This window comes from Bacillus sp. BB51/4, from assembly GCF_008368845.1.
Taxonomy (GTDB): Bacteria; Bacillota; Bacilli; order Bacillales; family Bacillaceae_G; genus Bacillus_A; species Bacillus_A wiedmannii.
Genome location: NZ_QOSC01000008.1, coordinates 334,553 through 355,931 on the forward strand (window position 1 = coordinate 334,553; position 21,379 = coordinate 355,931).

Below are 21,379 nucleotides of genomic sequence, written 5' to 3' on the forward strand. Positions count from 1 at the left end.
CGTAGTAACCAAAAAAGAAAGCGTGGGGAAAGACTTGAATTTTCGTGTGTATATTTTAGCTATCGCGGCTTTCGTAGTCGGAACGGTTGAGCTAATTATAGGAGGAACGCTCGATCTAGTTGCCAATGATTTAGGAGTATCTATTAGTGCAGCTGGTCAGCTTATAACAATATTTTCAGTAGTATTTGCTTTATCAGGTCCGGTTTTATTAGCGGTAACTGGAAAATTTGAAAGAAAAAGATTATACATTGGGGCATTATCAATTTTCTTAATCGGAAATATTATTTCAGCATTTAGTGTGAATTACGGGATGTTAATGTTCTCAAGGGTTGTTTGTGCAGCGAGTGGTTCGCTTATTATTGCACTGTCAGTAACACTTGCTTCTAGCGTTGTAGAACCGCATTTTCGTGCGCGTGCCATTGGAATCATTTTCATGGGGATTAGTGGATCACTTGTACTTGGAGTACCACTTGGACTTGTACTTGGAAATGCATATGGATGGCGTGCACCATTTGTATTAATTTCGGTATTAACAGTTATAGCAATTGCTTGTATTTCACTATTCTTAACGAAAGTACCACCGACATCAGTGTTATCAATAAGAGAACAAATTGCTACGTTAAAAGATAAGAAAATCGTAAGTGCACAGTTAACATCATTTTTATTTTTAACGGGTCATTTAACACTATATGCATATTTAACACCTTTCTTAAAAGATGTGATGCATGTTGAAGCGGATTGGATTAGTGTGTTTTACTTCATTTTCGGAATTGCAGCGGTACTTGGAGGCGGCCTTGGGGGCTTGCTTGCTGATAAATGGGGATCGAAGAAAAGTATTATTTCAATTATTATCGTATTTGCGTGTGCGATCTTCATATTGCCGATGATGACATTCTCATTCCCGTTGTTCATTATTATGATGGGACTTTGGAGTATGCTGAGCTGGGCTATTTCGCCAGCACAACAAAACTATTTAATTGAAATTGCACCAGAATCGGCTGGTATTCAGCAAAGTTTAAATAACTCTGCGCTTCACTTAGGAATTGCGCTCGGTTCAACAGTAGGCGGAGTTGTTATTGAAAAATCATCTGTTATATATAATGCTTGGGTAGGTGGCGGCTTTATTATATTAGCTCTGCTTTGTGCGATTTTCTCTATTACGAGAGGACGTTCTACTCAGTCCGTGAAAGAAGAATCTATCGTTTGATAGGTTCTTTTTTAAAAATTGTAAAATTTTGCAGGTTTTAGTGGATATATGGAGAAAGTTGTATGTAGCGAGGTGATGGGAAAATGATGTTCAATTTCTCTATATTCGGTATGATACTTGCACTATTACCGATAGTTGTAGTTGTTTTTGTATTAAGATGGATTCGTTTCATCTATCAAAATTCAGAGAAACAAGTGGAGCAAAATGAGAAAATAATTAATTTGTTAATGGAGATAAAAGAAAAAGATAAGTAATATATATTCGTTTAAAATTTGGTTCTCGTAAGTTATGAAGGCACTTATAAAGTGCTTTTTTATTTTTTTGAAATTTAAAATATGTAATATTCATTTGTCAATAGCAGCATGAGAGCAAATAATTTTAAAGTTGCTTATTACTTTGGAACTTTCTCAACAATTCGACAAGATACTACAAAAAAACCACCTATTCTCTTTTTTTTACTATAAGTACAATGAAACAGTAAGATTGCTTCATACAGAAATTTACATATGGTGGTGGAGAGAATGAAACGAAAGATGGTAGGAAAATGGTTTAGTTTTTTAAGCGCTCTTATTATTTTATTAGGAATTGCAATGCCACAAGTAAAGGCAGAAGTAATGAACAGAGAAACATATAAAATGGATTGGAGCTATAGTAATTCGAAACATCGTGAAATAAAGACCGAAATAATTAAAACGGCTTCGGGTAGTATTGCGTATTGTTTAACGCCTGATTTACGTTCACCCAATGGGGATGATTTGCCTGAAATGGGGAAAACATCTGATTCTGTATACCGTGTTTTATTGAACGGATATCCTCAAAAAAGCCCATCTGAATTAGATGTAGCGACAACGGAAGAAGCGCATTATGCTACACAATTAGCGGTATGGATTGCAGCGAATGAATTAACGGAAGAAGATTTAGTTGCAAAGAATGAACGAGTACATAATCTTATGAAGCGTTTAGTAGAGGCTTCAAAAAAAGAAACTGGATCACAAGATGTATTCTTTAAAGTTAATCCTGTAGATCCACAAACTGCTACACAAAAAGATGATTATTTAGAAACAGGGTTTTATGCAGTGCAAACAAATGCGGTTTCTGGCTCTTATACAATACTTCCTGAAGGTGCTCCTAAAGGGCTTCGAATTGTAAATGAAAATGGAGAAGAGAAAAGTATATTATCAATTAACGAAAAATTTAAAATTTTAATCCCGAAAAATACGAGTAGTGGTAATTTTAAAATGAAAGTAAAGTCTAATTTAACAAATTTACAAGCGATAGCTTTTAAAGGATCAGAAAAAGTTCAAAATACAACGGTATTGTTACAAAGAAATAGTGAGAAAATCAGTACAGATTTAGTTGTAAATTGGGAATCAGTAGGCTCTTTAAAGATTATGAAATTAGGAGAAAAAAAGGAATTATTAAAAGGGGCGGTGTTTGAGGTTTCTAATGAAAACTTTAAACAAAATGTCACGACTAATGATAAGGGGATTGCGGAGTTAGGTAATCTTTCAATCGGCATATATAGCGTCAAAGAAATTCAAGCGCCAGCTGGATATGTGTTAGACGGAAGTGTTAAAAAAATTGAAGTGAAAACTGGTGAAACTGCTGTATTAGAGTTGAAAAATGAAAATATAAAAGGTGAACTAGAAATAACGAAAGTAGATGTAGCAGATGGGAATACGAAACTACCAAATGCAGAATTTACAATCTACAACGAACAAGGAAAAGAAGTAGTAAAAGGAAAAACAAATGAGCAAGGTATAGCGAAATTCAAATTACCATACGGAAAGTACAAGTATAAAGAAACAATAGCGCCGAATGGATATGTAATAAATGAAGAGACGTTCGCATTTGAAATAAAAGAGAACGGAGAAATTATTAAACATATCGTTCAAGATAAGAAGGTAGAAGGTGAGTTAGAAATAACGAAAGTAGATGTAGCAGATGGGAATACGAAACTGCCAAATGCAGAATTTACAATCTACAACGAACAAGGAAAAGAAGTAGTAAAAGGGAAAACGGATGAAAAAGGTATAGCGAAATTTAAACTACCATACGGAAAGTACAAGTATAAAGAAACAATAGCACCGAATGGATATGTAATAAATGAAGAGACATTTGCATTTGAAATAAAAGAGAATGGAGAAATTATTAAACATATTGTGAAAAATAAGAAAGAAGAAAAGGCATCGCTTCCTTCTAAGTCAAATAAGCCAATACCGAATGAAGAAGTGAAACCTTCGGCTGATGTGAAGCCAATGCAACAACCTAATACTCATAATGAAGTGCGTTTACCAGCTACTGGCGGCGTCGGCAATGAATTTACCGCTTTATTCGTTTTAGGAATTGGTTTTATTATTGCGGGTGCTTATGTGTTAAGGATGAAAAATAGAAAAGAAATGTAGAAAAAAACGCCTTGTAATAGAGGCGTTTTTTTAGTATCTCAACTTCATCAACAAACTCTTAATTTCCTCATCTTCCATAAAGAGATCATGGTGTTTCTGGGTAATCTTCGCAAGTGCAACGTCATGATAGAAAAATTCTGTAAAGAACTTCACGAAAGGTTGTGACATTGTTTTCATTGCTTGCCACGATTCTTGCTCTACACCAGCAAATAAAATTTCATGGTCGTCAACGATGAGTAGTAAGTAGCGCTCTAGCGCGTTAGGCTCTTCAGCTGGGATTAGAAAATGCATGTTTTCTAAGTTTGTTTCTACGTTTCCAACGATAAGGGACTCGGTTTTGACCCCTTGTTTTGCCTTTTCTTCTAATAACGGAAGATATTCTAAAAGAGTATCATTCCAAGCTGAAATGCGAATTGATTCTTTTGCACTTTCGATGAGTTCTTTACTTTGAACTCGAATAGAAGATTGCATTTTTAAGCTCCATACACGGTCATCTGTAAATGATTTTTTCGATATATTCGTTTCCAATTCTTTAATATTTGATTGGAATTCTGTCGTTAATTTTTCAATTGCTAGCTTGAGTGGTAATGCTGTATACATCTTTTTCTTCTCTGAAACGGAATCCATTACCATTCCTTTATCGATTAGGCGTGCAAGCACTTCATATATTTTTGCTTTTGGGACACCAGAATGCTTCACGATCGTTGTAGCATCTAATGGTTCGTTGCTTGATACGACAACTTCGTAAGCTTGGCTTTCATATTGTGAGAAACCGAATTTTTGTAACATAGTTCCCTCCGAACGAATGAGATTATATAGCTTAAGGATAATGAACTATTTGTTTTTACACAAGTGGTAGTAGGTTTTCTAATCAGATTGAAATGAGAATTAGTTTCAATTTTTTAATTTTATCCATTATACTTAATATAGTGATTAATACGATTACAATACAACATGAAGGGAATGCTTGGGGGAAGATGTTGAGAAGTTTACGTTTAAAAATTGCGGTAGTATTTTCGGTTCTTATTTCTATGATGTTTGTAATATTAGGTACAGCTATGTATCAATTACAGAAAGAGAAGGAAGTGCGCTCCTTAGACCAGTATTCTCAAAATACGATGGATCTTGTGACAGAGCAACTTACGACATTTGTTCAAAGAACGGATGAAGATATGGGGTATTATGCGAGCAGTGAGATGGTTCGTAATATACTTCAAGACGGAGTTACTCCAGAAGAGGAAGCATTTTTGACGAAAGAGTTTTCGGAGTATAAAAAGAATCATCCTGGCATTTTAGACTTATATATTGGTACGAAAGATAAAAAAACATTAAGTGCCAATCTTGCTGAAGGTGGACAAGTGCCAGAAGGATATGACCCAACGACAAGACCTTGGTATAAAGACTCAGAAGCTGATGTGAAAAAGGTTCACTGGGGGCAACCTATGTATGAAATTGCGACAGGTAAGCTAAGTGTGGGAGTTTCTAAAGCAATTACAGCTCAAGATGGATCTGTATTAGGTGTTGTAGCGATGGATGTATCACTTGGAACAATTCAGAAGTTACTTCATAATATTCAATACAATAATGGCGGAGAAATGTTTATTATAAATGATAAAAATATGGCTCTTGTTTACCCAGATAAAATCGGGAAAGATGTTTCGAAAGAACCACTTGTGAAGAGTTTAAATAAAGATGTAACAAAATATGCTGTCACTACATTAAAAGGTGAAGATGTAGTTGTTTATAGTCAGTCATTTGATTTGATGAAATGGAAAATAGGAATTTTTTATCCGAAAGAAACGATTGATGAGTTATTAAATAGTACGAGAAATACAGTCATTATAATGGCATGTATTAGCTTATTAGTTGGAATCGTAGCTTCATACTTGTTCTCAAGAAGATTAGCAAGACCACTGCAACTATTAACGAATCACGTTCAAAAAGTAGCAGAAGGTGATTTAACGTTACGAATGAAAGTGACAAGTAAGGACGAAGTTGGAGAACTGACGAACCATTTTAATCATATGGTTGAGCAAATGAATGAGATGGTAAGTAAAATTAAAAATAGTGTATCAACAGTGCAACAATCAACGAGCAATCTACATTATTTAACGAATGAAACTGTAGCAGCTAGTAGAGAAGTATCAGGTGCAATGGATGATGTGAGCGGAGGAGCGTCCACTCTTGCTAATAGTGTAGATGAAGTTTCAGAGCAGCTCGAGAATATGGCGCAGTCAGTGGAACAAATGAATAACTCTGTTGGTGAAATAAAAGGAGTGGCTGGCAAAGCTGAAGAGGCATCTAAGCAAGGATTAAATACGATGCGGAATTTAGTTCGTACAAGGGGCCAATCATCTTCGATTGTTGTTCATACAGAGGAAGCATCCGGAAAGTTAGAGCAAAGAGTTGGATCGATTCAAAATGTTGTAGAGCTTATAAAGGGTATTTCGGATCAAACGAATTTACTTGCTTTAAATGCTTCGATTGAAGCGGCGCGTGCAGGTGAACAAGGTAAAGGGTTTGCTGTTGTTGCTGAAGAAGTTCGAAAGTTAGCGGAACAATCGAAAGAGGCGACAGGAGAAATCGCAACAATGATTGGTGATGTACAAGTAGAGGTAAAACGAGTTGTAGAGGTTGTAAGTAAATTAAAAGATATTGCGGATGTGCAAAATAACGTTACGACAGAGGCAGAGGCGGAATTCCGTACAATTATGTCAGTTGTAAATACGATTAGTACTTCAGTGGAACAAATTGTCGAAGAGGTACATAACATCGGTTACGAGCAAGGAGAAATTACAACGGTAATGCATACAATTGCTAGTACAAGTCAAGAAAGCGCAGCTGTTTCGGAAGAAGTAAATGCTGCAACTGAATCTCAAGTGAGTCATCTAGAAAAGGTAGCTCATACGATGGAAAGTTTGACGGAGCATATGAGAGACTTAGAAAGATTGGTTGAGCAGTTTAAAATAGAGGAATAACAAATTAGTAAAATGATGAGTATTTCGGTAAAATAGACAATGGATATATAAGAAGCAATTATAGGAGGAAGACTACTATGGCAATTGTTGACGTATCGATTATTCCAGTAGGAACTGGTAATCCAAGTGTTAGTGAATATGTAGCAGAAGTACAAAAGGTGCTAGAGAAAAATGCAAATCGCGTGAAGTATCAATTAACACCAATGAATACAGTAATTGAAGGAGATCTTCCTGTCATTCTAGAAGTAATTCAACAAATGCATGAAGTTCCATATACGAAAGGTGCACAGCGCGTTGCAACAACAATTCGTATCGATGATCGTCGTGATAAAGTAAGCACAATGGAGAAAAAATTAAACTCTGTTCGATCAAAATTATAAGGAAAAGCAGCGATCTTCGCTGCTTTTTTCATGTAGGAGGTAAATAAGATGAGTGAAAAGTTTAATGAACAATTTGACGGGTTGTTAGAGAAATACACGGAGTTATTACTTGGAGAGAGCAATGAAGAGAGAAAAGAGCAGGTGCAGAAGTGGGCACTGTATTCTTACATAGCAAAGACGATGCCGGCTTTAGTGAAGCACTGGAATGAGACATATCCCGATGCAAAAGAAGAGATGGTACAGTTAATTACAGATATTAAAAGGCTGAATGAAGAGAAGAGAAATGAGCAATAAAAAAACTTGAGGTAAATATAATCTCAAGTTTTCTGTATTAATATCCTTATATAATTTACATAGAATATAAAGGATTTTATAGGCATGTCGAAAATATTCGACATGCCTATTTTGTGCTTAGTAAACTCCATTTTTCTAAATGTCGAAAAATATTTCAGGCATATTTATAAGCAAGAATATAGGGTTTTAAATATTTTTATAGTATTTTATAAATTATCTAAATAATTATTTGTATCCAATAATTTTAAACAGTGATATAATTTTGAAGAGGGGTAAAAAACAGATAAATCACAGTCATAGGGGTGAATTACATGGAACAATTAATGCGAAATTCGTTTCTTTTCTTGTCAAAAAATAAAGCGCTAACAAAACTGGCTAAAAAGTATGGTTTGCGCTTTGGTGCAGGTCGCTTCGTCGCAGGGGAAACGATTGAATTAGCGACAGCTGCAATTAAAGCATTAAATAAGCAAGGTCTTTGTGTAACGATCGATTATTTAGGTGAATTCGTTGATAACGAAGCGGAAGCAAATGAAATGGCTAGCGAATCGATTGAAGCGATTCGTGCAATTGGAAGAGAAGGTCTTAATTCGCAGCTTTCTTTAAAGATGACTTCTATGGGATTAGATATCTCTGATGAAATCGTAATGAACAACATGCGCCGTATTTTAGAAGCTGGAAAAGAAAATGGTGTGTTTATTACAATTGATATGGAAGACTATACGCGCTGCGGGAAAACAATTGAGATCTTTAAACAATTAAAATCTGAATACGATAATATTGGTACAGTTATTCAAGCTTACTTATATCGTACAGAAAAAGATATGGAAGAATTAAATGCTTATAGTCCGAATTTACGTCTTGTAAAAGGAGCTTATAAAGAACCTGAAGAGGTAGCGTTCCCGGATAAGAAAGATGTAGATGATAACTATAAAAAAATTATAAAAATGCACTTATTAAATGGAAATTATACTGCAATTGCTTCACATGACGAAGCGATTATTGAATATACGAAAAAACTTGCCGAAGAACACAACATTCCAAGAGACCAATTTGAATTCCAGATGTTATATGGTATTCGTAATGAGCGTCAACTTGAGCTAGTAAAAGAAGGTTACAAAATGCGTGTTTATGTGCCTTATGGAAACGACTGGTATGGCTACTTCATGCGTCGTTTAGCAGAGCGTCCAGCAAACGTTGCGTTCGTGTTAAAAGGTATGGTTAAAAAATAACCAAGGAGAAAATACTCCTTGGTTATTTTAATTGCTGAAATGCGTAATGTGCCATTTTCTTCGTATCAGGATATAGCTGCGTGCGAGTAGAAGATAATACAACATTAATGACGCGTTTACCGTCTTTTTCATCCACTGTTACGACCGTATATTTTCCGAGTGCTGATAGACCGCTTTTACTTCCAATTGCATATGGATCGTCATATAGTTCTTCTCGTCCATAGTTTGCGATGTTTGGAGAGCGTTCTGAAGTATGTAGAGTTGTACGTGTTGAATTCATATATTCTAAAACAACTGGGTACTTTAATGCTTCTTTCGTAATCATAGCAATGTCATATGGCGATACTTTATTTCCAAGTGCATCAGCACCACTTGCGTTTTTGAAAGTCGCATGCTTTGTACCAAGTTCCTTCGCTCTTGCATTCATCATTTTTACAAATTCATTTTTTGATCCTGCGATATGTTCTGCGATGGATTCAGCTATTGGGTCTGCACTAATGATAAGCATAAGCTTTAATGCCTCATCACGTTTTAACTTTTCCCCGGCACGAAGTTTAATTTTCTTACTTTGACTTTCTGTTTTAATTGCGTTCTCTGTAACTGTAATTTCTTCATTTTCTTTTACATTCTCTAGTAAGAGTAAGGTAGTCATCATTTTCCCTATACTAGCCGGATAAGAGCGTTCGTCTTCCCGCTTCCCATACAAAATTTCACCTGTGTCTGCATCGATTGTAATGCCATATTGCCCAGTAATGTTAGGTTGATCCGCTCTTACAGCTTGTTGCCTTTGTGCATAAGAGAAGAAAATCATCCCTGTAAATAGTGTAGCAATCATTACAATTATAACTATTGTTCGTTTCATTATAATTCCCTCATTTGTTACAAATAAATTGGGCAGAAAAAGCAGCCATTACCCATTATGCCACGTTTTCTGCCCAAAAATATACCGTTATTTTTCGCCCATATTATGCTTCTTATATTGTTGGTTATTACCTTGACGGCCCTTTTCCACACCGTGATTATGCGGACCTGCATTTCCCGTTACGCTTGCTGCGCTAATTCCAGCCTTTGAAGGGTTCTTCTTAAGTTTTGCCATATATATTCCTCCAGTTTCGTCAGATTATAAAAAGGAAAAGTGTATTTGAGTGAAGAAAATACATATATATAGCATGGGCAAATAAAAGAAAAATATTTATTTCAGAAAATTTTATCAATAAATATATTGCGAAAATTCAAACTGTATCATATATTTATTAGTAGAGGCTCACTCATTGATTGCGACTTATGTCGAAAAATTGAATGAGCATTCATTCAAGAATAGGGGGAGAAATGGATGTTCCAAATTAAAAAGGCTGCTGTTCTAGGTTCAGGCGTAATGGGTTCAGGGATTGCGGCACACTTAGCTAATATTGGTATTCCGACATTATTGCTTGATATTGTACCACCTGCGCTAACAAAAGAAGAGGAAGCGAAGGGACTTACATTAGAACATAAAAGTGTGAGAAATCGTTTTAGTAATACGGCTGTGCAAAAACTATTAAAGCAAAAACCAGCTCCTCTGACAGTGAAAGGAAATCTAGCACTGATTGAAGCAGGTAACTTAGAAGATGATCTTGAGCGTCTAGCTGATGTAGATTGGATTATTGAAGTAGTAGTTGAAAACTTAGATATTAAAAAGAAACTATTTGAAAAAGTAGATGCTGTTCGTAAAAAGGGTTCTATTGTAAGCTCGAATACGTCAGGCATTTCAGTTGAAAAAATGGCAGAAGGTCGTTCAGACGACTTCCAGAAGCACTTCTTAGGCACACACTTTTTTAACCCACCACGATATTTAAAACTTCTAGAGGTAATACCGACGAAAGAAACAGATCCACAAGTATTAAGCTTCATGAAACTATTTGGCGAAGACGTTCTTGGAAAAGGCGTTGTTATCGCAAAAGACACACCAAACTTTATTGGAAACCGCATCGGTACGTACGGTTTATTAGTAACTCTTCAAGAGATGATAAAACGCGGCTATAGCATTGGGGAAGTTGATTCTGTAACAGGCCCACTTATTGGTCGTCCGAAGAGCGCAACGTTCCGTACATTAGATGTTGTTGGTTTAGATACATTCGTACACGTTGCAAATAACGTATATGAAAACGTACAAGAAGAAGAGCGTGATGTATTTAAAGTACCAGCTTTCATGCATGACATGCTTGATAAAAAATGGCTTGGAAGCAAAACAGGTCAAGGCTTCTTCTTAAAACAAGGAAAAGAAATTTTAGAACTAAATCCTGAAACGATGGAATACGAAGCTCGCAAAAAATTAAAAGCTGCATCTATCGAGTTAAGTAAACAAGAAAAAGGTTTATCGAATAAATTGAAAGCGCTTGTATACGCGAAAGACCGCGCAGGAGAGTTGTTATGGAACATCATCACACCAACTCTTTTATACTCTGCAAAACTTCATAAAGAAATTGCTGACGATATCGTTGCAATTGACCAAGCGATGAAGTGGGGCTTCGGCTGGGAGCAAGGACCATTTGAAGTTTGGGATGCAATCGGCGTTGAAAAGTCCGTTCAAAAGATGGAAGAAAACGGCGTAGTTGTTCCGACTTGGGTGAAAGAAATGTTAGAGAAAGGTTTCACTACTTTCTACAAACATGATAACGGAGATAGCTACTATTACGATAATGGCGAATATAAGCTAATCGAACGTAATAAAAAGGCAATTTCTCTTAAACAATTAAAAGCGAAAAATGGCGTATTAAAGAAAAATAGCGGAGCGAGCTTAATCGATTTAGGCGACGGTATCCTTTGCTTAGAATTCCATTCGAAGAGCAATGCAATCGGTATGGATATTACGCAAATGATTAACTACGCTGTTGATGAAGTAGAAAAGAATTATAAAGGTCTTGTTATCGGTAACCAATCGAAGAACTTCTGCGTTGGTGCGAACCTAGCAATGATCTTAATGGAAGCGCAAGATGACAACTACTTTGAAATTGAGTTAGTTGTTAAAAACTTCCAAGATGCAATGACGAAAATTAAATACTCTTCTAAGCCAGTTGTAGCAGCACCATATGGTATGACGCTTGGTGGAGGTACAGAAGTTTGCTTACCAGCAGCGAGCATTCAAGCTTCTAGCGAAACGTATATGGGCTTAGTAGAAGTTGGTGTTGGCTTAATCCCTGGCGGAGGCGGTAATAAAGAGCTATACATTAAACACTTAAATAAAATGCCAAACGGTGTAGAGTTTGATCTGCAAAAAGTTGCGAATAAAGTATTCGAATCTGTAGCGATGGCGAAAGTTTCTACATCAGCACAAGAAGCTGTATCGAACAACTTCTTAGGCGATAAAGACGGTATTAGTGTGAATGGTGATCACTTACTATATGATGCGAAACAAAAAGCACTTTCTTTATATGAAGCTGGCTATAAAGCACCGATCCGTAAAAAGATACCAGTTGTTGGTGAAACAGGATATGCAACTCTTGTACTTGGTGCAGAAGCAATGCATTTATCAGGTTACATTTCTGAACATGATCTTCACATTGCGAAGAAACTTGCATATGTCATCGCGGGCGGAAAAGTGCCGTACGGAACAGAAGTTGATGAGCAGTATTTATTAGATGTAGAACGTGAAGCATTTATTAGCTTAGTAAGTGAGATGAAATCACAAGCAAGAATGCAGCACATGCTTGTAAAAGGAAAGCCATTACGTAACTAATAACGAGGGGAGATATCGTTCATGAGAGAAGCTGTCATTGTTGCGGGAGCAAGAACACCAATTGGAAAAGCAAAGAGGGGTTCATTAAAAACAGTTCGTCCTGACGATCTAGGGGCGTTAGTAGTAAAGGAAACATTAAAGCGTGCGAATTATGAAGGACCAATCGATGATTTAATTTTCGGTTGTGCGATGCCAGAAGCAGAGCAAGGGTTAAATATGGCTCGTAATATCGGCGGACTAGCAGGACTTTCTTACGATGTTCCAGCTATTACAATTAACCGTTACTGTTCTTCAGGGTTACAAAGTATTGCTTACGGAGCGGAGCGCATTATGCTTGGTCACTCGGAAGCTGTATTATCAGGCGGAGCGGAATCAATGAGTTTAGTTCCGATGATGGGACACGTTGTTCGTCCAAATAGTCGCCTTGTTGAAGCAGCTCCAGAATATTATATGGGTATGGGACATACAGCAGAGCAAGTTGCTGTGAAATATGGAATTTCTCGTGAAGAACAAGATGCATTTGCAGTAAGAAGTCATCAACGTGCTGCGAAAGCATTAGCTGCAGGGAACTTTGCTGATGAAACAGTATCTGTAGATGTAACGTTACGTACTGTTGGATCAAACAATAAACTGCAAGAAGAAACAATCATTTTCGCGCAAGACGAAGGTGTAAGAGCGGAAACGTCGCTAGACATTTTAGGTAAATTACGTCCAGCATTTAACGTTCGCGGTTCTGTAACAGCTGGTAACTCTTCACAAATGAGTGACGGTGCAGCATCTGTACTATTAATGGATCGTGAAAAAGCAGTGAGTGATGGCATGAAACCACTTGCGAAATTCCGTTCATTTGCAGTAGCTGGCGTACCACCAGAAGTAATGGGAATCGGTCCAATCGCTGCAATTCCAAAGGCGTTAAAATTAGCTGGTTTAGAGCTATCTGATATCGGCCTATTCGAACTAAATGAAGCATTCGCTTCTCAATCAATCCAGGTTATTCGTGAGCTTGGTTTAGATGAAGAAAAAGTAAACGTAAACGGCGGTGCAATAGCACTTGGACATCCACTTGGCTGTACAGGAGCAAAACTAACACTATCTCTTATTCACGAAATGAAACGCCGCAACCAACAATTCGGTATCGTAACAATGTGTATCGGCGGCGGAATGGGAGCAGCAGGAGTGTTTGAATTACTATAAAAAAAGTGCAGGTGGCTTGCTCAGAACGAGAGGACACTAAAGCAAAGAATGGAAGCAACAAAGGTTTATAAAAAATAAAATTGAGAGCCAGCTTCTTTCAAAAAGAAAGAAGCGGCTTATGAAAATATGAAGGAGGAAATTTTCATGGAAAAAACAGTAGGAAATGCGGTTAAAGGCGGTAGCTTTTTAGTTGATGAGATTACGATTGATCAAGTGTTTACGCCAGAGGATTTTTCATCTGAGCATAAAATGATTGCAAAAACGACAGAGGACTTTATCGTAAATGAAGTTCTTCCAGAGCTTGAATATTTAGAGCAACACGAGTTTGATCGTTCTGTTCGTCTTTTAAAAGAAGCTGGGGAACTTGGTTTATTAGGCGCTGACGTACCAGAAGAGTACGGTGGAATTGGCCTTGATAAAGTAAGCTCAGCGTTAATCGCAGAGAAATTCTCTCGCGCTGGTGGTTTTGCAATTACTCACGGTGCTCACGTAGGTATCGGATCATTACCAATCGTGTTATTCGGTAATGAAGAGCAAAAGAAAAAGTATTTACCATTACTTGCAACTGGTGAAAAATTAGCGGCATACGCATTAACAGAGCCAGGTTCAGGGTCTGATGCATTAGGTGCGAAAACAACTGCACGTTTAAATGCAGAAGGTACACATTACGTATTAAATGGTGAAAAACAATGGATTACAAACTCTGCATTCGCTGACGTATTTATCGTATACGCAAAAATTGATGGAGAGCACTTCTCAGCATTTATCGTAGAGAAAGAATATGCTGGCGTATCTACAAGCCCAGAAGAAAAGAAAATGGGTATTAAATGTTCTTCAACTCGTACGTTAATTTTAGAAGATGCATTAGTACCGAAAGAAAACTTACTTGGCGAAATCGGTAAAGGTCATATTATCGCGTTCAACATTTTAAATATCGGCCGTTATAAATTAGGTGTTGGTACAGTTGGATCTGCGAAACGTGCAGTAGAAATTTCAGCACAATATGCAAACCAACGTCAACAGTTCAAACAACCGATCGCTCGCTTCCCATTAATTCAAGAGAAACTTGCGAATATGGCAGCGAAAACATATGCAGCTGAAAGCTCTGTATACCGTACAGTAGGTTTATTCGAAAGCCGCATGAGCACATTATCTGAAGAGGAAGTAAAGGACGGTAAAGCAGTAGCAGCTTCTATCGCTGAATATGCAATCGAGTGCTCTTTAAACAAAGTATTCGGTTCTGAAGTATTAGACTATACAGTAGATGAAGGTGTTCAAATTCACGGTGGTTACGGATTTATGGCAGAGTACGAGATTGAAAGAATGTACCGTGATTCTCGTATTAACCGTATTTTCGAAGGAACGAACGAAATTAACCGCCTAATCGTACCAGGTACGTTCTTACGTAAAGCGATGAAAGGTGAATTACCACTTCTTCAAAAAGCACAAAAATTACAAGAAGAGTTAATGATGATGATGCCAGAAGAAGTAGGCGATGAGCCATTAGCACTTCAAAAGTATTTAGTAACTAATGCGAAGAAAATCGGCTTAATGGTAGCTGGATTAGCTGCTCAAAAATACGGTAAAGCATTAGATAAAGAGCAAGAAATTCTTGTGAATATCGCTGACATCGTAAGCAATCTATACGCAATGGAATCAGCTGTTCTTCGTACAGAAAAAGCAATCAAAACAACTGGCCTTGAAAAGAATAAACAAAAAGTGTTATACACTGAAGTATTCTGCCAAGAAGCATTTAACGAAATCGAAGCAGATGCGAAAGAAACACTTATCGCAGTTGAAAACGGCGACATGCTGCGCATGATGTTATCATCATTACGTAAATTAACTCGCCACACACCACTTAACGTAATTCCGAAGAAACGTGAAATCGCTGCGAAAATTTTAGAAGATGAGCGTTATACAGTTTAATACCTTTAAATAACAGTAGTCGTATAAACGACTACTGTTATTTTTTTGTGAAAAAATATAATTTTAATAAAACTAATGGTATTAGTTTTTGTGGAAAGGGAGCTGGAAATATGAGAGTGATACATGAAAAAACGGTATATCAATTGTCATTTTTGCCAAGAGTGTTTCCTGTGAATTGTTACTTTGTGGAGGAAGAAGATGGTTTAACTTTAATTGATGCGGCTTTGCCATATAGCGCAAAAGGAATTTTACAGGCGGCTGAGAAAATAGGGAAACCAATTACGAATATTGTATTAACACATGCGCATGATGATCACATCGGTGCACTAGACGCATTAAAGGAAGTACTTCCTAATGTTCCAGTCTATATTTCTAAACGGGACGCAAAGCTGTTAGAAGGCGATACGACGTTACAAAAGGATGAACCAAATACGCCAATAAAAGGCGGTGTACCTAAAAAGGTGAAAACGGCACCTGATGTTTTATTAGAAGATGGCGACCGAGTTGGATCGCTTCTTGCGATTATGACACCGGGTCATACCCCAGGATCCATGTCGTTTCTTGATATACGAAATAAAGCTCTTATTGTTGGGGATGCATTTCAAACAAGAGGAGGTATGGCTGTTTCGGGACAAATGAAATTTTGGTTTCCGTTTCCGGCGATGGCAACGTGGAGTAAAGAAGTCGCATTACAAAGTGCAGAGAAGCTAAGAGAATATGAGCCGTCCTTGCTTGCGGCAGGGCATGGGAAAATGATAAATGATCCAGGCGCTATCATAGAGCTTGCCATTAAGGAAGCTAAGCGGAATATAGAAAGTATGAAAGAAGGTTAATTTATGTCACCAAGAATCGGACTTACATTACCGAAAATTGTAGAAACAGCTGCAGAAATTGCAGATGCAAATGGAATACAAGAAGTAACATTAGCTTCATTAGCGCAAAGGTTAGGGATACGTTCGCCCTCGCTATATAATCATGTGAAAGGGTTACAAGATGTACGCAAAAATCTTGGTATTTACGGAATACAACAGCTGCATAACAGACTGGAAGAAGCGGCCGGGGGTAAACGTATGGACGAGGCAATTCATGCTTTAGGAGAAGCGTATGTAGCATTCGTACGCAAACATCCTGGATTGTATGAAGCAACCTTTTTACGAGATGAAGAAGTAAGAAAAGCAGGAGACGGAATTGTGAAGCTTTGTCTTCATGTTTTACAACAATACGGCTTAGAAGGAGAGAATGCACTTCATGCGACACGTGGATTCAGAAGTATTTGTCATGGATTTGCGTCGATTGAACAGCAGGGTGGATTTGGTTTGCCGCTAGATTTAGATACAAGTTTACATGTATTATTGGAAACGTTTATTAAAGGACTACATGTAATGAGAGATTGAATAAGAAGCGAGGCAACTAAAAACCTTAGAAGCGAGTCTAAGGTTTTTTTAGTGCATATGATTCCAAAAGAATGGTAGGTGGGAGGATTAAAGTTTCACTTTATTTATGTTAAAAATAGTTTACATGATGTTAAAAATAAATTACAATCAAAATATAGAAAATAATGTAAAACAAGGAGAGGTTATGAAACAAAGTGGGAATTTACAAAATAATCTCGTTGTACTCAGAGCAGAAAAGCGCTGGTCACAAACAGATTTAGCGAACAAAGCTGGGGTAAGTAGACAAACAATCGCCTCAATTGAAGCGAATCGTTATAATCCATCTTTAATTTTAGCTTTTGAAATTGCACATATTTTAGGTAAGGAGTTTCATGAAGTTTTTCAATATAAGATAGAGGGGGAAACGGAATGAGTATTGTAATAGGGATAATAATCTCAGTAGCAGGGCTAATAGGTGTTTTATATTCAACACGTTTTCAGAAGAATGAAGGGGAAGATGAAAGAGGCGAGCATATTACAGGGAATGCAGCTAAAATTTCATTGTTTGTATTTTTATTTCTATATTTAGTTATCTTTTTAATTGGGAATCTATATTCATTGACAGGTGAACAGTATAAATTAGCAAATGCATTTTTATTAGCAGGGGTACTTTGTTCTTATGCTTTAACTATCGTAGTTTTAAAAAGAAGATATTAACTGGAAAAGAGTCTCTAATGGTTTAGAGGCTCTTTCTTGTTAAATGATATTATTTAGCTGGTTTGAAAAATGTGTATATGGCTAAGGAAAAGCAAACGAAAATAAATGCGATAGGATCTTGATATGGACTAGGCTCAGAACCTTTCTGGATTTCTGTAAGGAAGTCATGTGTTTTCATGTTCATTGCTCCTTTAACTAATAAGTTTTATATGATGCGAGGGTTATGGTGGATAGGAAGTGTTTTTTGAAATTTCATATAATAATTATTGCATAGCAATCTGATTCCTAAAACTATAGAATATAAAGTTTTCATAATATGTAAAATTGCATATTATTCTTTTTGAAAATTTTGTTATATTATCTATATATTTGTATTAAAGGGTTTTTATTAAGGTAATGAAAACAAATGGAGGAATAGTATGAGAAAAACAGTATTAGACGCGTATAATGCAGAAAGAGAAGTAGATAACATAACATATAAAAATCTAGTTGTAACGATTGCAAGCATTCTAGGGTTCTCACTCTTAGGGGGATTATTCCTTGCTTTAGCCCTTGGAATTTTTGGAGAAGAGGTATTACGTGCTCATTTAGAGGGATATTATTTACTTCTATTTGATGCAGCTGTTGTTACTATTGTTTTATTTGCTTATAAACCAGTGCTTCATTTTATTAAGAACATATGGGATGTATCTGTTTTAAAAAATGGGAAAACCTACTTGTATTTATTAATAGGTTTTATCATCATTGCATTAACTCAGTATGTAATGTTAGAGTTGTTTAGCTTTGAAAGTGCAGAGCAGCAACGAGATCAATTAGGGAGCTTAGGACTTCAAAATAGTCTACAAAGTATTATATATGTGTTAAGTGTTGCTATAATTACACCAATTAAAGAAGAAATTTTATATAGAGGTATTTTGTATCGATTTTTTGAAAAGAAATATAGTTTTCTAGTTGGTATCATTATTTCTTCCTTTATCTTTGGGATTCTTCATGGTGGTTTTCCGGTTACGGCAATGATTATGGGGATTGTATTTGCTATGTTATATAAGAAAACACAATCTATTGTACCTAGCATCATTTTACATATTGTATGGAACCTACTTGTGAGTATAAGTATGATTGTTTCTTTATAAAATTGAATGAATATTTAGCATAAAAGATGAATGGCCTAGCTATTCATCTTTTATTTTGTTTATATGTGGGAAAAGTTGATGAATACAATCCAAAAAGAACCAAATACTAATGATGAATGAACAAAGAAAGGCGGGTATGTTATATGCAAAACTTAACAGAGCTTGAAGTAGAAAATTTACGTCATTTGATTGGTGGACACGCAACCATTATTAACAAGTTAGACCAGTATGCACAGGCTTGTACAGATCCACAACTGAAACAAATGTTACAAAAGGATGCGCAAGATGCACGAAATACGAAACAGCAATTAATGACTTTCCTAGGATAGGAGGAAGCGGAAAATGAATGAAAAAGATATGGTAAATGATTATTTAGCAGGGTTAAATGCAAGTTTAACAAGTTATGCAAATTATATTGCTCAGTCTGATAATGAACAGTTACATCAAACGTTAATCCAAATTCGTAATCAAGATGAGATGCGTCAACGTAATATGTATGAATACGCAAAGCAAAAGAGTTATTACAAGCCAGCAGCACCTGCGAATCCAATGATTGTACAGCAATTAAAAGGCCAATTAAGTGCGGAATAATGGGATGAAGAAACGAGCGAATGAAGTCGCTCGTTTTTTTTGTTTTGGGCATGTCAATAAATATATAATAAATATTTTTCCAGTTGTAACAAATATGACGAAAATGGAATATAACAATTCATAAAAAGGACAAAAGTTTGCTCGATATTTCACAAAGTATCCATGGTTTCTATCGTGGGAATCTCTATAATTAGGAGTGTAAAGAACAAAAGAAATAGATTATATGATCAATTAGGAGAGATTGCTATGAAAAGAAATACAAGAAAAATTGCAATTATCGGTACTGGATTAGTTGGATCAAGTTGTGCATATTCCATTGTAAATCAAGGCATTTGCGAAGAACTATTATTAATTGATATAAATCATGAACGTGCAGTTGGGGAAGCAATGGATTTATCACACTGCATTAACTTTACAAATACAAGAACAAAAGTATATGCAGGAAGCTATGAAGACTGCAAAGATATGGACATCGTTATTATTACAGCAGGACCAGCACCAAAACCAGGGCAAAGTCGCTTAGATACTTTAGGAGCGAGTGCGAAGATTATGGAAAGCATTGTTGGCGGCGTAATGGAAAGTGGATTTGATGGTATTTTCTTACTTGCATCGAACCCAGTTGATATTATTACTTATCAGGTGTGGAAATTATCTGGATTACCTAGAAATCGTGTGATCGGTACTGGTACATCACTAGATTCTTCTCGCTTAAGAACAATTTTATCTGAAATGTTACATGTAGATCCTCGTAGTATTCATGGGTATTCTCTAGGAGAACATGGTGATTCTCAAATGGTTGCTTGGTCTCACGTAACTGTTGGTGGAAAGCCAATTCTGCAAATTTTAGAAGAGAAAAAAGACCAATTTGGTGAAATAGACTTAGATGAAATTGTTGAGAAGACTGCAAAAGCAGGATGGGAAATTTATAAACGAAAAGGCACTACTTATTACGGAATCGGAAATTCTCTAGCATATATTGCGAGTTCAATCTTTAACGATGATCACCGTGTAATTGCTGTATCAGCTATTTTAGATGGTGAGTACGGTGAGTATGATATTTGTACAGGAGTGCCAGCTATTATTACTAGAGATGGTATGAAAGAAGTTGTAGAACTAAACTTAACAGAGGATGAAGAATCTCGATTCGCAAAATCAAACGATATTTTACGTGATTATATGAAAACAATTGGTTACTAACTTATAGGAGAAGGTGAAACAAATGAAGGAATATATAATGTCCCGTGTATTTAAAGCATCAGCTGGAATTGCACAAGGTATTTTCGTATCCCTTGGAATTGGTTTACTAATCGAAAATATAGGAAGAATTGTTGATATTCCATTGCTTATTACAATCGGAGTTGTTGCAAAATCACTTATGGCACCAGCCATTGGTGCCGGAATTGCCTTTATGCTCGGTGCAAATGGTCTTGTAATCTTCTCAGCTATGGTAGCTGGAGCGATTGGTGCCGGATCCATTTCAATTACTGAAGCAGGTCTAATTATTAAAACAGGTGAGCCAATCGGTGCATTATTAACAGCGACTTTAGCTGTATATATTGGTAAACGTTTAAGTGGAAAAACTGCGTTAGATATGATGCTCGTTCCATTTGCGGCCATATTGGGTTCTGGTTTAGTTGGTATTTGGTTGTCTCATAATATTACTCCTGTGTTAAATACAGTTGGAGCGTTTATTAAAGATAGCTCAGCTGGTAGCCCGTTTATCGCTTCTATCGTCATTGCAGTCGTTTGGGGACTATTACTTATCTCTCCAGCTTCATCAGCTGCGTTAGCAATCGCACTTAGCTTAGACGGTGTTGCAGGTGGTGCTGCTCTTGCAGGCTGCGTTGCTCAGTTTATCGGATTCTCTGTAATCTCAGCGAAAGAAAATAATTTAGGCGGCATATTAGCTCAAGCGCTTTGTACTCCGAAAGTACAGTTGCCAAATATCACTAAAAATCCAATGATTCTCGTCCCAACTGTCGTCGCCAGTGCTATAGTTGGTCCAGTATCCGCATTAATTTTCCAACTAGAAGCAGGAAAAGAAATTGCAGGTCTTGGATTAAGTTCTCTTATCGCACCAATTAATTTAATTTCTAGCGAAGGATGGGAAGTTGTCCCAGCGATGGTAATCACTTATATCATCATTCCAGTAGCTGTTTCTTATATACTTTACATTGCCCTTAAAAAAGCAGGGCGTATTCACTCTGGTGATATGACTGTACCGCAATCTTAAA

Annotated in this window: 23 protein-coding genes; 19 read left to right on the forward strand and 4 right to left on the reverse strand. The window is 36.5% G+C overall.

The window, feature by feature from the left end; genetic code table 11:
- Positions 1–22: 22 nt before the first annotated feature.
- The 3 genes from DN392_RS10330 to DN392_RS10335 all read left to right on the forward strand — a co-directional run bounded on the left by DN392_RS10330 (position 23) and on the right by DN392_RS10335 (position 3,612).
- Positions 23–1,207, forward strand: a complete 1,185-nt coding sequence (locus tag DN392_RS10330; RefSeq protein ID WP_074651764.1) for an MFS transporter — start codon at positions 23–25, stop codon at positions 1,205–1,207.
- Positions 1,208–1,290: 83 nt separating this feature from the next.
- The gene (locus DN392_RS30310) at positions 1,291–1,461 is read left to right on the forward strand and encodes a hypothetical protein (RefSeq protein WP_000971477.1); all 171 of its coding nucleotides are present in this window, start codon (positions 1,291–1,293) and stop codon (positions 1,459–1,461) included.
- A 267-nt stretch (positions 1,462–1,728) separates the two neighbouring features.
- Positions 1,729–3,612: a thioester domain-containing protein gene (locus DN392_RS10335; RefSeq protein ID WP_149238017.1), complete on the forward strand. Its 1,884-nt coding sequence runs from the start codon at positions 1,729–1,731 to the stop codon at positions 3,610–3,612.
- A gap of 30 nt (positions 3,613–3,642) precedes the next feature.
- Here the strand turns inward: DN392_RS10335 and DN392_RS10340 are convergent, their stop codons facing one another.
- Positions 3,643–4,401: a TrmB family transcriptional regulator gene (locus DN392_RS10340; protein ID WP_000939487.1), complete on the reverse strand. Its 759-nt coding sequence runs from the start codon at positions 4,399–4,401 to the stop codon at positions 3,643–3,645.
- Between the two features lie 188 nt (positions 4,402–4,589).
- Between DN392_RS10340 and DN392_RS10345 the strand changes: the two genes are divergently transcribed.
- The 4 genes from DN392_RS10345 to DN392_RS10360 all read left to right on the forward strand — a co-directional run bounded on the left by DN392_RS10345 (position 4,590) and on the right by DN392_RS10360 (position 8,493).
- On the forward strand, positions 4,590–6,590 hold the full coding sequence (locus DN392_RS10345) for a methyl-accepting chemotaxis protein (RefSeq protein WP_048566627.1): 2,001 nt from the start codon (positions 4,590–4,592) through the stop codon (positions 6,588–6,590).
- A gap of 77 nt (positions 6,591–6,667) precedes the next feature.
- Positions 6,668–6,970, forward strand: a complete 303-nt coding sequence (locus DN392_RS10350) for an MTH1187 family thiamine-binding protein (protein WP_001018865.1) — start codon at positions 6,668–6,670, stop codon at positions 6,968–6,970.
- A 48-nt stretch (positions 6,971–7,018) separates the two neighbouring features.
- Positions 7,019–7,264, forward strand: coding sequence for a YusU family protein (locus tag DN392_RS10355; protein WP_001290594.1), 246 nt, complete (start codon positions 7,019–7,021; stop codon positions 7,262–7,264).
- A gap of 311 nt (positions 7,265–7,575) precedes the next feature.
- Positions 7,576–8,493 carry a proline dehydrogenase family protein gene (locus DN392_RS10360; protein ID WP_000436767.1) on the forward strand — a complete coding sequence of 306 codons (918 nt, stop codon included), beginning with the start codon at positions 7,576–7,578 and terminating at the stop codon, positions 8,491–8,493.
- Positions 8,494–8,515: 22 nt separating this feature from the next.
- Here the strand turns inward: DN392_RS10360 and DN392_RS10365 are convergent, their stop codons facing one another.
- On the reverse strand, positions 8,516–9,355 hold the full coding sequence (locus DN392_RS10365; protein WP_000831447.1) for a D-alanyl-D-alanine carboxypeptidase family protein: 840 nt from the start codon (positions 9,353–9,355) through the stop codon (positions 8,516–8,518).
- 87 nt (positions 9,356–9,442) lie between these two features.
- Entirely contained in the window at positions 9,443–9,589 is a 147-nt protein-coding gene (locus DN392_RS10370; protein ID WP_001096344.1) for a YuzL family protein, read from the reverse strand.
- Positions 9,590–9,826: 237 nt separating this feature from the next.
- Between DN392_RS10370 and DN392_RS10375 the strand changes: the two genes are divergently transcribed.
- The 7 genes from DN392_RS10375 to DN392_RS10405 all read left to right on the forward strand — a co-directional run bounded on the left by DN392_RS10375 (position 9,827) and on the right by DN392_RS10405 (position 17,421).
- Entirely contained in the window at positions 9,827–12,208 is a 2,382-nt protein-coding gene (locus DN392_RS10375) for a 3-hydroxyacyl-CoA dehydrogenase/enoyl-CoA hydratase family protein (protein ID WP_000486361.1), read from the forward strand.
- Positions 12,209–12,229: 21 nt separating this feature from the next.
- Positions 12,230–13,402, forward strand: coding sequence for an acetyl-CoA C-acetyltransferase (locus DN392_RS10380; RefSeq protein WP_001206340.1), 1,173 nt, complete (start codon positions 12,230–12,232; stop codon positions 13,400–13,402).
- A gap of 144 nt (positions 13,403–13,546) precedes the next feature.
- Positions 13,547–15,331 carry an acyl-CoA dehydrogenase family protein gene (locus DN392_RS10385; protein WP_000416287.1) on the forward strand — a complete coding sequence of 595 codons (1,785 nt, stop codon included), beginning with the start codon at positions 13,547–13,549 and terminating at the stop codon, positions 15,329–15,331.
- 110 nt (positions 15,332–15,441) lie between these two features.
- A complete protein-coding gene (locus DN392_RS10390; RefSeq protein ID WP_001263840.1) occupies positions 15,442–16,164 on the forward strand; it encodes an MBL fold metallo-hydrolase in 723 nt (240 codons plus the stop codon).
- Positions 16,165–16,167: 3 nt separating this feature from the next.
- The gene (locus DN392_RS10395; protein WP_000074912.1) at positions 16,168–16,725 is read left to right on the forward strand and encodes a TetR/AcrR family transcriptional regulator; all 558 of its coding nucleotides are present in this window, start codon (positions 16,168–16,170) and stop codon (positions 16,723–16,725) included.
- A gap of 184 nt (positions 16,726–16,909) precedes the next feature.
- The gene (locus tag DN392_RS10400; RefSeq protein WP_000813830.1) at positions 16,910–17,137 is read left to right on the forward strand and encodes a helix-turn-helix transcriptional regulator; all 228 of its coding nucleotides are present in this window, start codon (positions 16,910–16,912) and stop codon (positions 17,135–17,137) included.
- Positions 17,134–17,421 (forward strand): DUF2178 domain-containing protein, encoded by a 288-nt coding sequence (locus DN392_RS10405; protein ID WP_016085685.1) that lies wholly within the window; start codon positions 17,134–17,136, stop codon positions 17,419–17,421. The genes DN392_RS10400 and DN392_RS10405 overlap by 4 nt, the downstream gene beginning before the upstream one ends.
- Positions 17,422–17,470: 49 nt before the next feature.
- Here the strand turns inward: DN392_RS10405 and DN392_RS30730 are convergent, their stop codons facing one another.
- Positions 17,471–17,599, reverse strand: coding sequence for a hypothetical protein (locus tag DN392_RS30730; protein ID WP_255290092.1), 129 nt, complete (start codon positions 17,597–17,599; stop codon positions 17,471–17,473).
- A 241-nt stretch (positions 17,600–17,840) separates the two neighbouring features.
- Here DN392_RS30730 and DN392_RS10410 point away from each other — a divergent pair, with 241 nt between their 5' ends.
- The 5 genes from DN392_RS10410 to DN392_RS10430 all read left to right on the forward strand — a co-directional run bounded on the left by DN392_RS10410 (position 17,841) and on the right by DN392_RS10430 (position 21,378).
- Positions 17,841–18,554: a CPBP family intramembrane glutamic endopeptidase gene (locus tag DN392_RS10410; RefSeq protein WP_001232989.1), complete on the forward strand. Its 714-nt coding sequence runs from the start codon at positions 17,841–17,843 to the stop codon at positions 18,552–18,554.
- A gap of 143 nt (positions 18,555–18,697) precedes the next feature.
- A complete protein-coding gene (locus DN392_RS10415) occupies positions 18,698–18,883 on the forward strand; it encodes a hypothetical protein (protein ID WP_001180550.1) in 186 nt (61 codons plus the stop codon).
- 13 nt (positions 18,884–18,896) lie between these two features.
- Positions 18,897–19,145: a spore coat protein gene (locus tag DN392_RS10420; RefSeq protein WP_001002985.1), complete on the forward strand. Its 249-nt coding sequence runs from the start codon at positions 18,897–18,899 to the stop codon at positions 19,143–19,145.
- 246 nt (positions 19,146–19,391) lie between these two features.
- Positions 19,392–20,342: an L-lactate dehydrogenase gene (locus DN392_RS10425; protein ID WP_048566625.1), complete on the forward strand. Its 951-nt coding sequence runs from the start codon at positions 19,392–19,394 to the stop codon at positions 20,340–20,342.
- A 22-nt stretch (positions 20,343–20,364) separates the two neighbouring features.
- The gene (locus tag DN392_RS10430) at positions 20,365–21,378 is read left to right on the forward strand and encodes a PTS sugar transporter subunit IIC (RefSeq protein WP_000666176.1); all 1,014 of its coding nucleotides are present in this window, start codon (positions 20,365–20,367) and stop codon (positions 21,376–21,378) included.
- Position 21,379: the final 1 nt, after the last annotated feature.

Bases quoted from the DNA above. Each gene is read 5' to 3' on its own strand.
- DN392_RS30310 (WP_000971477.1), top strand. From the start codon at position 1,291: ATGATGTTCAATTTCTCTATATTCGGTATGATACTTGCACTATTACCG.
- DN392_RS10335 (WP_149238017.1), top strand. From the start codon at position 1,729: ATGAAACGAAAGATGGTAGGAAAATGGTTTAGTTTTTTAAGCGCTCTT.
- DN392_RS10340 (WP_000939487.1), bottom strand. From the start codon at position 4,401: ATGTTACAAAAATTCGGTTTCTCACAATATGAAAGCCAAGCTTACGAA.
- DN392_RS10345 (WP_048566627.1), top strand. From the start codon at position 4,590: ATGTTGAGAAGTTTACGTTTAAAAATTGCGGTAGTATTTTCGGTTCTT.
- DN392_RS10350 (WP_001018865.1), top strand. From the start codon at position 6,668: ATGGCAATTGTTGACGTATCGATTATTCCAGTAGGAACTGGTAATCCA.
- DN392_RS10355 (WP_001290594.1), top strand. From the start codon at position 7,019: ATGAGTGAAAAGTTTAATGAACAATTTGACGGGTTGTTAGAGAAATAC.
- DN392_RS10360 (WP_000436767.1), top strand. From the start codon at position 7,576: ATGGAACAATTAATGCGAAATTCGTTTCTTTTCTTGTCAAAAAATAAA.
- DN392_RS10365 (WP_000831447.1), bottom strand. From the start codon at position 9,355: ATGAAACGAACAATAGTTATAATTGTAATGATTGCTACACTATTTACA.
- DN392_RS10370 (WP_001096344.1), bottom strand. From the start codon at position 9,589: ATGGCAAAACTTAAGAAGAACCCTTCAAAGGCTGGAATTAGCGCAGCA.
- DN392_RS10375 (WP_000486361.1), top strand. From the start codon at position 9,827: ATGTTCCAAATTAAAAAGGCTGCTGTTCTAGGTTCAGGCGTAATGGGT.
- DN392_RS10380 (WP_001206340.1), top strand. From the start codon at position 12,230: ATGAGAGAAGCTGTCATTGTTGCGGGAGCAAGAACACCAATTGGAAAA.
- DN392_RS10385 (WP_000416287.1), top strand. From the start codon at position 13,547: ATGGAAAAAACAGTAGGAAATGCGGTTAAAGGCGGTAGCTTTTTAGTT.
- DN392_RS10390 (WP_001263840.1), top strand. From the start codon at position 15,442: ATGAGAGTGATACATGAAAAAACGGTATATCAATTGTCATTTTTGCCA.
- DN392_RS10395 (WP_000074912.1), top strand. From the start codon at position 16,168: ATGTCACCAAGAATCGGACTTACATTACCGAAAATTGTAGAAACAGCT.
- DN392_RS10400 (WP_000813830.1), top strand. From the start codon at position 16,910: ATGAAACAAAGTGGGAATTTACAAAATAATCTCGTTGTACTCAGAGCA.
- DN392_RS10405 (WP_016085685.1), top strand. From the start codon at position 17,134: ATGAGTATTGTAATAGGGATAATAATCTCAGTAGCAGGGCTAATAGGT.
- DN392_RS30730 (WP_255290092.1), bottom strand. From the start codon at position 17,599: ATGAAAACACATGACTTCCTTACAGAAATCCAGAAAGGTTCTGAGCCT.
- DN392_RS10410 (WP_001232989.1), top strand. From the start codon at position 17,841: ATGAGAAAAACAGTATTAGACGCGTATAATGCAGAAAGAGAAGTAGAT.
- DN392_RS10415 (WP_001180550.1), top strand. From the start codon at position 18,698: ATGCAAAACTTAACAGAGCTTGAAGTAGAAAATTTACGTCATTTGATT.
- DN392_RS10420 (WP_001002985.1), top strand. From the start codon at position 18,897: ATGAATGAAAAAGATATGGTAAATGATTATTTAGCAGGGTTAAATGCA.
- DN392_RS10425 (WP_048566625.1), top strand. From the start codon at position 19,392: ATGAAAAGAAATACAAGAAAAATTGCAATTATCGGTACTGGATTAGTT.
- DN392_RS10430 (WP_000666176.1), top strand. From the start codon at position 20,365: ATGAAGGAATATATAATGTCCCGTGTATTTAAAGCATCAGCTGGAATT.